Source organism: Pantoea deleyi (genome assembly GCF_022647325.1).
GTDB classification, from domain to species: domain Bacteria; phylum Pseudomonadota; class Gammaproteobacteria; order Enterobacterales; family Enterobacteriaceae; genus Pantoea; species Pantoea deleyi.
Genome location: NZ_CP071407.1, coordinates 129,168 through 142,393 on the forward strand (window position 1 = coordinate 129,168; position 13,226 = coordinate 142,393).

6 protein-coding genes are annotated in these 13,226 nt (G+C 58.9%); 4 read left to right on the top strand and 2 right to left on the bottom strand.

Annotated features, from left to right (window positions below; all coding sequences use genetic code 11):
* The first annotated feature begins 609 nt into the window (after positions 1-609).
* Positions 610-1,284: an SOS response-associated peptidase family protein gene (locus tag J1C59_RS19910; RefSeq protein WP_128086484.1), complete on the top strand. Its 675-nt coding sequence runs from the start codon at positions 610-612 to the stop codon at positions 1,282-1,284.
* A 1,163-nt stretch (positions 1,285-2,447) separates the two neighbouring features.
* On the top strand, positions 2,448-8,003 hold the full coding sequence (locus tag J1C59_RS19915) for a BapA prefix-like domain-containing protein (protein WP_242281412.1): 5,556 nt from the start codon (positions 2,448-2,450) through the stop codon (positions 8,001-8,003).
* 202 nt (positions 8,004-8,205) lie between these two features.
* On the opposite strand, the gene J1C59_RS19920 is transcribed toward J1C59_RS19915, so the two are convergent.
* Positions 8,206-8,952, bottom strand: a complete 747-nt coding sequence (locus J1C59_RS19920) for a biotin--[acetyl-CoA-carboxylase] ligase (RefSeq protein ID WP_128085337.1) — start codon at positions 8,950-8,952, stop codon at positions 8,206-8,208.
* Positions 8,953-9,277: 325 nt separating this feature from the next.
* On the opposite strand from J1C59_RS19920, the gene J1C59_RS19925 reads away from it, so the two are divergent.
* The gene (locus J1C59_RS19925) at positions 9,278-10,867 is read left to right on the top strand and encodes a methyl-accepting chemotaxis protein (protein ID WP_140917102.1); all 1,590 of its coding nucleotides are present in this window, start codon (positions 9,278-9,280) and stop codon (positions 10,865-10,867) included.
* Between the two features lie 406 nt (positions 10,868-11,273).
* Positions 11,274-12,176: a pyridoxal-phosphate dependent enzyme gene (locus J1C59_RS19930; protein WP_128085338.1), complete on the top strand. Its 903-nt coding sequence runs from the start codon at positions 11,274-11,276 to the stop codon at positions 12,174-12,176.
* An 81-nt stretch (positions 12,177-12,257) separates the two neighbouring features.
* Here J1C59_RS19930 and J1C59_RS19935 read toward each other — a convergent pair whose 3' ends face one another.
* On the bottom strand, positions 12,258-13,178 hold the full coding sequence (locus tag J1C59_RS19935; protein WP_128085339.1) for a LysR family transcriptional regulator: 921 nt from the start codon (positions 13,176-13,178) through the stop codon (positions 12,258-12,260).
* Between the last annotated feature and the right edge of the window lie 48 nt (positions 13,179-13,226).

The following is a 13,226-nucleotide window of genomic DNA, read 5'->3' on the forward strand; positions in this document are numbered from 1 at the left end:
CCATTTTCACTTCTCCTTCCGATTACGCGTTCTGTTCAGGCAGACTGCCAAAAAATCTGCGCTTCCGTCTGTCCTGAAAGAACACTGACTGCCTGTTGCTGTTTATGCTGGCTTCTTCTGCGAGGCTATCCCTCAAGTGGTGCGGGCTGATGAGACGCAACAGCCTGTTCCACCCACTCATCAGATGGCCTGTCGCCTGACACTGCGATGAGATAGGCCTGTCCGGATTGAGAGCGAAAGGTTGAAACCCGGAAACCCTGATTGAAACGCACAGGGCCTGGCGCCACAATCTCGAGCTGATTCTGGGTAAAGTCTGTTTTCGATAAATAGCTGATGTAATCACCAGGCGCTGCCACGCTCACTGACCTTTTTTCACCTTTCCAGCCTTCACCAAATAGCATTACGTCGGGCATCTCTACCTCTGCTGTTGTATGACGTCATTTAACCTTATGGTGTGATTGCCGATTACACAATCTGTCCGGCCGATCTGAAAAACATCTCAGGGTAAACCCATGCCGGATCTCTGCAAAATCCAGAAATCCCGCCGCCGGTTGCCGGATACATCCCTGACGTTCACATATCACACTATCCTTAGCAGAGGAGGTATCTATGTGTGGACGGTTTGCGCAGTACAGCAGCAGAGATGACTACTTTGACGCTCTTGAACTCAAGGCAGATGAAATTGTTTATGACCCGGAACCGATCGGGCGTTTTAATGTTGCGCCAGGCACTAAGGTTCTGTTGCTGAACGAACGGGACGATGCGTTGCATTTTGACCCGGTTTACTGGGGCTACGGCCCGGCGTGGTGGCACAAGCAGCCGCTAATCAATGCCCGCGGTGAGACGGCGGCAACCGGCCGCATGTTCAGGCCGCTATGGGAGAACGGTCGTGCGATCGTGCCTGCCGATGGCTGGTATGAGTGGAAGCGGGACGGCAATAAAAAGCAGCCCTATTTCATCTACCACCGAACGCGCGTGCCGCTGTTTTTTGCGGCGATTGGCAGGGCGCCTTACGGTCAGGATCACGGGCATGAAGGATTCGTTATCGTCACAGCGGCGAGTAACAAGGGCATGGTCGATATCCACGACCGTCGCCCGCTGGTTCTGACAGCGGATGCGGTACGCGAATGGTTAAGCGAAGACACCACGCCTGAACGCGCGCAGCAGATCGCTCAGGATGCGGCGCTGCCAGAAAAGGATTTATGCTGGCATCCTGTGTCAGCCAGAGTAGGCAGCATCCGTAATCAGGGCGAGACGCTTATTGAAGAGATCAAACCTGACTGAGCCGGATTGCGGACGGCTGATGCGTTTACGGCGTAGCGGGGGCATTCCCTGCACAACCGATCTGATGTGCCGCGAATACGGCTCTCTCTTCACGCCTTTGTGGTCAGTGAAGTCGATGGGGAATAATCTCTGCGCAGTTCACGGCTACTGGCTGGTCAAATCGAAATAGTCCGTGGCAGATAAAATGTGAACATCGGTCGCCATGCCTTACAAACGGCACAACAGGTATTCCGGGAATAACGTCACGGGATGAGCAGACCAGATTAATTCAGGACATCCCTGAGAACATGAACACTGACAGGAATAGTCAGCCCGGACCTGAATAAACGCTTATATTTATTTAAATGCATGATTACTTTCCGGTTAACATTAAATCATGCTGCCATTTATAAACAGAATGTTTCGTTCAGGTTTAAATCAGCCATCATTACCGGCGTTTTAACGTACACGTCTGTTTTTGAGCCAGCCGCAGACCGCTAACGTTACAAAAATAAATGCCATGCTGCGCGCACGCGCCTCTTTGCAAAGAAATCTGTCCATCCCTCCACGCTGACTTTCCGTCAACTGACGGGCCAGTTCTGCATCAACCGGGGCTGGAAAGTGCTGCGCGACAGGCGGCGCTTGCCGTGACGAGCCGATGCCATCTGTACCTTATTATTTAAATTAACTGATAAATTTTGTCCGTTAATAAATCTGTGGGACAGGAAGAAGAGGCGTGAGGGCGGATCATATTCAGACGCCAAAAAATATTTAAAACAACAGAAACCATCAACTATTTACCTGGTGAAATTCCAGATTTTACCTGGTAGTCAGAGAGGCGGGCGAAGGATAGTTTATGTCTATCCAGCGTCAACCATTCCTGTTTTAATGGCAATAAGTCATTGAGATTGATAGGGGTTGAATGAGCCGGCGCTCGAACTCTTGCAATGAATGGTGCTGATTTATCTCATTGGCAGACAGAAACTGTCCGTGGAACTGATTATTTAATCTGGCTGTTCTTCTTAACCATTATCCTTGTTACGGATTGCGATTAATCCGTTGAGTATCGGGTCTGGCTCAGCACCTTTATCTGGTCGCTGGCATCTGCGTGCCTGAAATCAGTAAAGCGCCGCTTTATTTTTAACGGCATTGCGACTCACTACCTGGTATATAAGGAAATCTCCATGGCTTTTTCAGGCACGGACCGTTTCACGGTCGTCTCGCTGACAGGCGGTCAGCCACTGCTCCGGCAGGCACAAAGTTCGTCATCTTTTAATCTGAGCGAACCCGCCATTATTACGCTGCAGGGCTTACCGTCTCAGATTGCTTCCTATCAGAAGCAGGGGGATGACCTTATTCTCAATCTGCCGGAGAGCGACACGCTCCGCTATCAGCACTTCTTTACTGAGGTGGCAGGTGAGCGAAGTACATTACTGTTTCAGCAGGGCAGTCTGCTCCAGCAGGCGCAATTCAGTACAGAAACAATGGACGACGATCAGGCTGTCATCACGCTGACGCCCGCCCTGCAGCCTGTCGATCGGGCGAATGCGCTGACCCCTTTCCCGGCCAACGTAACAGCAGCCTCAGAGCCAGCGTTATCTGGAGTTTCTGTTGCAGAAAACCAGACGCAGGCGTCTGAGAAGACGGCGTCTGGCACGGAAGGGACTTCCGGCGATGCGGCCTCAACCTTAACGTTCGCACACGCGGCGGAAACAGCCACATTAGTGAGCACCTCCACGGCGGCTGAAACCGACGCGGTTGTCCTGCCAGCCCTGACCCTGGATCCCGTCAACGGCGACAACACCGTGAGTTATAAAGAGGGAATTTACGGCGTTATCTTCTCCGGCACTGCGGCCCATCTTCCCTCAGGCACAACCATTGAGCTGACGCTGGATGGCCGGGTCTGGCAGGGCAGCACCTGGCAGGACCAGTGGCAGGTCCAGATATCGGACAGCGAGCTGAAGACGATAAAGGATGGCAACTACAGCATCACGGTTCGGGCTGCGGACGCAAACGGCAACAGTACCAGCCTGAGCCACGACCTGCTGCTGATCACCCACTACAACAGCAGCAACCCGAAGGTAACCGTTAATCCGGTCACGCTGGCGGATGCGTTTGAGTACAGCGGGGAAACCTGGTACGTTCTCAGCGGCACGATAGATGCCCCGCTGCCGGTCAAATCCTTTATGGTGCAGGTGTATGACACCTTCCACTGGAACACGGCGGTGATCCGGCCAGACGGCACCTGGCGGGCGGAAATCAGCGCCTCTGAACTCTCTGAGGGCGGCAATAACCTGGAGTTCGGGGTGCTGGACGGCGCCGGAAACTGGTTCGAACAGGGGGGTTACGTCAGGGCCGACCTGACCACGCCGGTTGACGAGGGCACCCGGGTGCCGCCGGTTCACGAGGAGAATCCGACGGACGGCACCCCCCCGCCTGACGGCGGCGGCACGCCGGTCGGCGCGGCGCCCGTTCTCGTCATTCACAGTTTCACCGGGGACGGCGTACTGAGCGCGGAGGAGAAGCTCTCGGCCCAGACCTTCAGCGGCACCCTGGAGAACATGGCCGCCGGAAGCACGGTGACCGTGCTGCTGAACGGCCAGACCTACACCACAGCGCTTGCGGCGGACGGCAGCTGGAGCGTCACCCTGCCGGCTGCCGATCTGCAGGTGCTGCCAGTGGGCGCGGGCACCCTCAGCGTCAGCTTTGAAAACAGCGTGGGCGGCACCACCACCGCCAGCAAAGCGATCGTCGTCGACGCGTCCGCGCCGCCTCCGGGTGCGCCTGTGCCGCAGCCGACCCTCGACACGCCGTTCGGCGACGGCTATATGAACGCGCACGAGCGCTATGAGCCGATCACGCTGCGCGGCACGACGGGCGTGACCGGGGCGGGTCAGCGCATCGTGCTGTCCCTGGACGGTGTCGGCCACGCGGGCACCGTGGACAGCGGGGGCAACTGGCAGGTGTCGCTCACGCGCGACCAGCTGGCAGAGGCGGAGCTGAGCGAGGGCAGCCATAGCCTGACCCTGACCGCCACCGACCTCTGGGGCCGTACCGGGGTCGCTGAGACGACGTTTATCACCGACACTCGGGATCCGGCTGTCACGATCAAGACGCTGTCGGGCGACGGGCTGATCGACCGCAGCGAAATCAGTCAGCCGCTGGTGATCGCGGGCAGCGGCGAAGCGGGCAGCACCATTGAGGTCACCTTTGGCGATCTCCGCTGGAGTGACGTCATCGGGCAGGGCGGGCAGTGGCAGTTCACGGTGCCGCCGGAAACGCTGCAGGCGATGGGGGAAGGGAGTTACCGTGCCACGGCTACCGTCACTGACGCGGCGGGCAACAGCGGTTACGCCTCGTCGGGAGTGGAAATCTACGCCTCTGACGCGTTACCCGCCCTGACCCTGGATCCCGTCAATGGCGATAACACCGTCAGCTATAAAGAGGGGATTTACGGCGTTATTTTCACCGGCACCGCGGCCCATCTTCCCTCCGGCACAACCATTGAGCTGACGCTGGATGGCCGGGTCTGGCAGGGCAGCACCTGGCAGGATCAGTGGCAGGTCCAGATATCGGACAGCGAGCTGAAGACGATAAAGGATGGCAACTACAGCATCACGGTTCGGGCTGCGGACGCAAACGGCAACAGTACCAGCCTGAGCCACGACCTGCTGCTGATCACCCACTACAACAGCAGCAACCCGAAGGTAACCGTTAATCCGGTCACGCTGGCGGATGCGTTTGAGTACAGCGGGGAAACCTGGTACGTTCTCAGCGGCACGATAGATGCCCCGCTGCCGGTCAAATCCTTTATGGTGCAGGTGTATGACACCTTCCACTGGAACACGGCGGTGATCCGGCCAGACGGCACCTGGCGGGCGGAAATCAGCGCCTCTGAACTCTCTGAGGGCGGCAATAACCTGGAGTTCGGGGTGCTGGACGGCGCCGGAAACTGGTTCGAACAGGGGGGTTACGTCAGGGCCGACCTGACCACGCCGGTTGACGAGGGCACCCGGGTGCCGCCGGTTCACGAGGAGAATCCGACGGACGGCACCCCCCCGCCTGACGGCGGCGACACGCCGGTCGGCGCGGCGCCCGTTCTCGTCATTCACAGTTTCACCGGGGACGGCGTACTGAGCGCGGAGGAGAAGCTCTCGGCCCAGACCTTCAGCGGCACCCTGGAGAACATGGCCGCCGGAAGCACGGTGACCGTGCTGCTGAACGGCCAGACCTACACCACAGCGCTTGCGGCGGACGGCAGCTGGAGCGTCACCCTGCCGGCTGCCGATCTGCAGGTGCTGCCAGTGGGCGCGGGCACTTTCAGCGTCAGCTTTGAAAACAGCGTGGGCGGCACCACCACCGCCAGCAAAGCGATCGTCGTCGATGCGTCCGCGCCGCCTCCGGGTGCGCCTGTGCCGCAGCCGACCCTCGACACGCCGTTCGGCGACGGCTATATGAACGCGCACGAGCGCTATGAGCCGATCACGCTGCGCGGCACGACGGGCGTGACCGGGGCGGGTCAGCGCATCGTGCTGTCCCTGGACGGTGTCGGCCACGCGGGCACCGTGGACAGCGGGGGCAACTGGCAGGTGTCGCTGACGCGCGAGCAGCTGGCAGAGGCGGAGCTGAGCGAGGGCAGCCATAGCCTGACCCTGATCGCCACCGACCTCTGGGGCCGTACCGGGGTCGCTGAGGCGACGTTTATCACCGACACCCTGGATCCGGCTGTCACGATCAAGACGCTGTCGGGCGACGGGCTGATCGACCGCAGCGAAATCAGTGAGCCGCTGGTGATCGCGGGCAGCGGCGAAGCGGGCAGCACCATTGAGGTCACCTTTGGCGATCTCCGCTGGAGTGACGTCATCGGGCAGGGCGGGCAGTGGCAGTTCACGGTGCCGCCGGAAACGCTGCAGGCGATGGGGGAAGGGAGTTACCGTGCCACGGCTACCGTCACCGACGCGGCGGGCAACAGCGGTTACGCCTCGTCGGGAGTGGAAATCTACGCCTCTGACGCGTTACCGACGCTGACGCTGGATCCTGTCACCGGTGACAACGCCGTCAGCTATAAAGAGGGGATCTACGGCATCACCTTTACCGGCACCGCGGCCCATCTTCCCTCCGGCACAACCATTGAGCTGACGCTGGATGGCCGGGTCTGGCAGGGCAGCACCTGGCAGGACCAGTGGCAGGTTCAGATATCGGACAGCGAGCTGAAGACGATAAAGGATGGTAACTACAGCATCACGATCAGCGCAGCGGACGCGAACGGCAACAGTACCAGCCTGAGCCACGACCTGCTGCTGATCACCCATTACAACAGCAGCAACCCGAAGGTAACCGTTAATCCGGTCACGCTGGCGGATGCCGTACAGCATGATGGTGAGACGTGGTATGTCCTCAGCGGTAGGCTGGAGGCACCGCTGCCACTGAAAACGTTCTCGGTGCAGATTAACGATACCTTCCACTGGAACACGGCGGTCATTCAGGCGGACGGCAGCTGGCGGGCGGAGATCAGCGCCGCCGAACTCTCTGAGGGCGGCAATAACCTGATGTTTGGCGTGCTGGACGGTGCCGGCAACTGGTTCGAGCAGGATGGTTACGTGAAGGCTGATCTGACCACCCCGGTTACAGGCAGCGGCGGCGAGCCCGTGCCTGCGATGGATACGCCCTTTGGCGATGGCCTGCTGAGTCGCGCGGAGAAAAAAGAGGTTGAGACGCTGACCGGCACCACGGGCACCAGCGGCAGCGGTCAGACGGTCACGGTCAGTATTGGCGGTAAGCATCACGCGGCAACGGTCAGCGACGATGGTCACTGGAGCCTGACGCTGACGCCGGTGATGATGAAAACCGGTTTCGGCAAAGGCCAGCACGATATCGTCGTCACCGCGACGGATGCAGCAGGCCACACGGCAGTGATGACGACCCATTTCCAGGTGGAGACTTGTGCGCCGAAAGCGGCGGCTAAACATCTCAGCGACAGTCCCCCGATTCATGCGGAGGCCAGCCACGATCAGTGGCTGACGGCAACGACTGAGAATGAGGCTCTCCTGACGGTGAAGCCCGGGGAACACCTGAGCCAGACGTCTGTTACCAGCCAGTCAACCCATGCCGTTCAGCCGGAAAATGCTGAGGCGCAGAAGTCTGCACAGAGCGGGGGCAGGGTGAGCGCTGGCGAGGCGGACGGACACGTTAACGTTGTTTCGGACAGCGCCAACCCGCAACTGCGTCCCGCTGCGGCAGGCCTGGAGAGCCCGGACAGCGGCAGCCAGGCGGAAATCGCGCATATTCTGTCGCCGGAGCCCGCAACGGAGGCCGTCGACCGCCTCTTCGGGACAGAAAACCGTGACGCCTTTTCCTTCACGAATCTGCTCGCCCGACAGGAGAACGTGGCGGGTCACGACAGGTTACCGCTGAATGAGTCGCACGATGCGCTGGACTTTGCCATGCTGGGGCTGAAAGCAGAAAACCATCCGGCGCTCGATCTGACAGCCTTCAGCAGTCATAGCGTCACACCGGGGCAGACCGATCTGCCGGCGCTGTCCCTCGATTCACTGACGGTAAAAGACGCGGATGGCAACGTGGTCATGCTGAGTGACACAGAAGGCGGTGTCTGGAACCCGGAGGGCGTGCGTGCTCTGGACGGTCAGCAGGGCGATCTTTATCCCGACGGTGCTGTCAGCCATCAGGGCACCCTGGCGGATATCCTGAACCCGCATATTCAGCATCAGCAACTGGCGTGATCCTGATGGCCGGGGCGGAGGTTCGCCCCGGCCTGTTTGCACTTCATAGTCCGAACATCAGTGACCCCGGTGCCAGCCTGTCCCTCTTATCCGCCCGTTTATTTCTGGTCACCCGCTGTTCATCCGAAACGGCATTCAGCGTATCTGCTGACCCGAAGTTCTGATCGGTAAAAAGGGGATCAGAAGCAGAAGTCAGTGAAGGTTAATCCAGAACCAGTATGTCGCCATAGCTGTAGGGCTGAACACCCTTATTCCCGCCCTCTAGCAGGATATTGCCGTGCTCATCAATACCGCGACACACGCCCGTGTGGGTCAGCGATTTTTCGGCATCCAGTGAGATCGTGAGCTGCGTATTAAGGCCATACATGCGGGTTTCATAGGCATTCTTCAGCGCGGCAAAACCCATTCCGGACCAGAGTTCAAAGTAGTCCTGCCAGCGGGCGATAAGCATGTCGAGAATCTGATCGGCACTGTTTTTGCTGAACTGCTCAAGCGTGGCGGTGGCATAAGGGACATCGGCGGGCGCGGCGACGCGGTTAATGCCGATACCGATGTAGAGCGCCTTGCTGTCGGCTTCGATCAGCGTGCCGCTGATTTTGGCGCCGTTTACGAGGATATCGTTGGGCCATTTGATGCGGATATCGGCGTTGCTGATGTAGAGACTCAGTGCATCGTGGATAGCGAGGCCCGCCACCAGCGACAGTGAGGCGATATCCTGACGCTGTTCCGGACGGGGAACCACCAGCGTCACGGCAATATTGCCTTCCGGTGTCTGCCACACCCGGTTGAAGCGTCCCCGGCCAGCCGTCTGCATTTCAGCCGAAACGGCAAAATTCATCCGGCCTGATGAGTGAACACGGCGTCTGGCTTCAGTGTTAGTACTGTCCACACTCTTGAGTTTAATAAGTTGCATAACACACAGATAGAAAGATAAAGAGCCCGCAATCATACCTTATGTAAACTCTGTTTTTCGAGTCTGGTTTACAGGTGCGTAAAGTTCACCGGTCACCGTCCTGCCCGTGGGAAGATCTGCCGGTGCGGGATTCACGCTGCTCTCTTCATCATCATCGGCCGGGTTGCCAGCCGGAAAACCGGCCTGCGTCCGCCTCTTTTCTTCATAAGAATGCGCATACAGCGCGCTGCCGCCGGGGGATTGACCGCTTTATGAAGGTTTTTTTAAATCTCGTTGTCGGCGTAAAGTCCGCATAACCGCATGACGATAACAGCCGTACCGGGATATACCGGGGCAGGGTTGTTTTTATCATGGAAAAATTATGAGACTTAATCACTTTACGATAGGGCAAAGACTGAGCGTGATGGCCGCCATCCTGCTGCTGGCAACGATGTTTGTCGGTCTGCGGGGGATCAACCTGAACGCTGAGGCGCTGCAGAACAATATTGACATTATGACGAGTGAAACGCGCGTGGCGGAAAGTATCGATACGGCGCGGAATGCACAGGTTCAGTTCAAGATTCAGGTGCAGGAGTGGAAAAACACCCTGCTGCGCGGCGCGCAGGGAGAAGAGAAATTTAATAAGTACAAAACCGCTTTTCTGGCGCAGAGTGATAAAACCCAGGCACTGCTCCAGCGTCTGCTGGTGCTACAGCCCGAACTCGGCATGGATACGGCTCCGGTCAGGCAGACTATCGCACTGCATGCCGGACTGAGAGAAAAATATCTGGCAGCGCTGCAGGCTTACGATATCCATAACGCCGCCAGCGCCCAGCTGGTCGACCGTCAGGTGAACGGCATCGATCGTGAGCCCACCAGGATGATTGATGATGTGGTTCACCGCACCCTGGCGCATGCGCAGAAGCTCAACCAGCAGATGGCGGCGCAGAACCTGGCCCAGTATCGTGAAACCCGCATGACTTTGTGGATGGCGATGGCCGCTATCCTGCTCTCCGGCATCGTGATCACGTTCTGGTTGATCCGCAGCATCACGCATCCGTTGCGCGAAGCGGTCAGCATCGCACGTACGGTGGCCGCCGGCGATTTGCAGACGGTGATCCGCCCCAGCGGACGTGACGAAACGGCCGAGCTGATGACCGCCCTGCGTGAGATGAACAGCAGCCTGACGGCCATTGTCGCCGGTGTGCGTAGCGGCACGGAAACCATCGCGTCGGCCTCTGTTCAGATTGCACAGGGCAGCCAGGAACTTTCGGCGCGTAATGAGGCGCAGGCTGGCGCCCTTGAAGAGACCGCCGCCTCCATGGAGGAGCTGACCTCGGTTGTGAAGAACAACGCGCAGAACGCGCAGCATGCCAGCGGGATTGCCCAGGATGCCCGCCACTTTGCCGTACAGGGCGGCGACGTGGTGGAAAAGGTGGTCCACACCATGAGCGAAATCCAGCAGTTCTCCAGCGAGATCAATCAGATCATTACCGTTATCGATGGCATCGCCTTCCAGACCAATATCCTGGCGCTGAACGCCGCGGTAGAGGCGGCGCGGGCGGGCAGTGAAGGGCGTGGATTCGCGGTCGTGGCGGCAGAAGTTCGCGCGCTGGCCCAGCGTTCGGCGAAAGCTGCGAAGGATGTCCGCGGGCTGATTGAACGTTCCGTGACCTCTGTCGGTCACGGACATGAACTGGTGAAGAATGCGGGAACGACGATGGAGGAGATCATCTCCCGGATCTATCAGGTCAGCGACCTGATTGAAAACGTCTCATCGGCCAGTAATGAGCAGAGTGTCGGTATCGACCAGGTTAACCTGGCGGTAACGCACATGGACGCCGCAACACAGCAAAACGCGGCGCTTTCTCAGGAGTCAACCGCCGCCGCGCAGGCGCTGCAGCGTCAGGCTGAGATGCTGCTCTCCAGCGTCAGCGTCTTTAAAATCAACGCCGACGTGGCGCACGCATAATCACCCCGGCGTGACGATATCGTCACGCCCGCCTCACCGCGTGACGTCTGTTTCTGAAGATGACATCCACCTCGTGTGGATGTCACTTATTCCGGCCCCGCCTGGCGGCAGAGAGGCGCGCTCGGCACGCGACCTGAACGTTGCAGCCGCCGGATACTCCCCCTATTCCTTCGCTGATATTTTCCCGCTGCTGACACCGCCAACAAATGAGAATCAGCTGTTGCCGGTTCATTGGTCCCGCAGGCCCGCAGGCAACTGTGTCCGGCGACTGCCCCGGCCGTTTTCCGGGCACAGTCCGGGAGAAAAGGCCGATTACGTTAATGCCTCTTGTGCTTTCCTCGCCGATCAGGAATGCTCGGTCAGGCCTGAACCCGCAGTCACGCGTATAAACATAAGGGTAAAATTCATGGACATCGCTATCCGGACCCCTCTGATTCATTCTCTGCCGTTAAGTCAGCATTGCGGCGCTCACGTCTGGCTCAAGATGGAATCGTCGCAGCCGACCGGCTCGTTTAAGCTCAGAAGCGCAGGGCATGTATGCCGTCATTATGCAGAGAAGGGCGCGAAAGGGTTTATCAGTTCCTCCGGCGGTAACGCAGGTATCGCGGTGGCGCACAGTGGCCGCAGGCTGGGATTACCCGTCACCGTCGTGGTGCCGGAAACCACCTCCGCCAGAGCCAGAGAGCTGATTGAACAGGAAGGCGCCAGGCTTATCGTTCATGGAAAAATCTGGAGTGAAGCCAACGATTACGCCCTGTCGCTGGCGACAGAAGAGCAGATTTATGTGCATCCGTTTGACCATCCTCTTTTATGGGAAGGGATCAGCACGCTGGTGGATGAGGTTATCAGCGAAGGCGTCAGACCGGATGCGGTCATTCTCTCCGTAGGCGGTGGCAGCCTGTTATCCGGCATCGCGAAAGGGCTGGAAAATCACCAGCTGAGCCACATCCCGATCTATGCGGTGGAAACCGAGGGCACGGCCTCGCTGAACGCCTCTCTGAATGCCGGTCAGCTTGTGCGGCTGGATAAGGTCAGCGGTATCGCCACTACTCTGGCGGCCAGTCAGGTGTGTGAAAACGTATTTAACGTGGCTACCCGGCTGGATGTCAGAAGCAGAGTCGTCTCAGATGACGAAGCGCTGAGGGCCAGCCGCCGCTTTCTTGACGATCATCGGGTACTGACCGAGCCTGCCTGCGGTGTGTCGCTGTCGCTGCTGTACGATCGCAAAGTAACCTTTAATCCGGACGCGAATGTTCTGGTCATTGTCTGCGGCGGTGCCTCGGTGACGCTGGCTGGCATCACCGGCTGAACCCTCAGCGCCCGCGGTTAGCGGATGATTATCCTGCGTGCTGGGATGTGCTTCTTACACGCCGCTGACCGCAGAGCGCGATCAGTGGCGGCTTTCCGCTGCGCTCATCATGGCCGGCAGCGCGCTGACCAGCTTATCCACGGCCAGCCTGACTTTCAGCGAGAGGTGCGGCGTGTGCGGCCAGACCGCATAGACGTTCTGGTTTTCAGAGGGCCACGCTTCAAAGAGCTGCGTCAGATCGCCGCTGATGAGCGCATCCCGCACCAGCCAGTAGGGCAGCCAGGCGATCCCGCCCCCTGCCAGCGTGATATCCCGCACTGCCTGCATATCATCCATTCTGAACCGGGCGGACGGCAGGATCTCGGTGATCCCGCCGTGCTCGTTTCTGATCCGCCACCGGAGCAGCTGCCCTGAACGGATATAGGCCACCGCGTCATGCTTCACCAGTTCATCCGGTGAGGCCGGGGTACCGGCCCGCTGAAGATAGTCGGGAGACGCGCAGAGAACCATGCTATGCGAGGCGAGTTTACGGGCAACCAGACGGCTGCTGTCAGAGAGGGTGCCGATGCGGACGGCCAGATCAAATCCCTCTTCAATTAAATCCACCGGGCGATCGCTGAAAGAGAGCTCCAGCTCCAGACCGGGATGCGTTTTCGCCAGCGCAAAGAGCAGGGGAGAAATGCAGAGATGCCCGAACAGCACCGGCACTGAGACGCTGAGTTTTCCGCTGACCCGCAGTTTTCCGCTCTCCAGGATCTCTTCCGCGCTGCGGATTTCAGTCAGCGCCCGGCGGCAGGCTTCATAAAAAAGCGTGCCCTCATCCGTCAGGCTCTGGCTGCGGGTGGTGCGGTTAAAAAGCGTGACGCCCAGCCGCGCCTCGAGCCTGGCAATCGTTTTAGCCACCGCCGAGCGGGTGACGTGAAGTTTTTGGGCCGCCTGTGAAAAACTCACCGACTCTGCCGCAGCCACAAAGATCGGAAGGCTGTTCATCTCGCTTTTCATATTGTCGCCATTCAGGAATCAATTGAGGGAGATAGTATCGCCACTGTC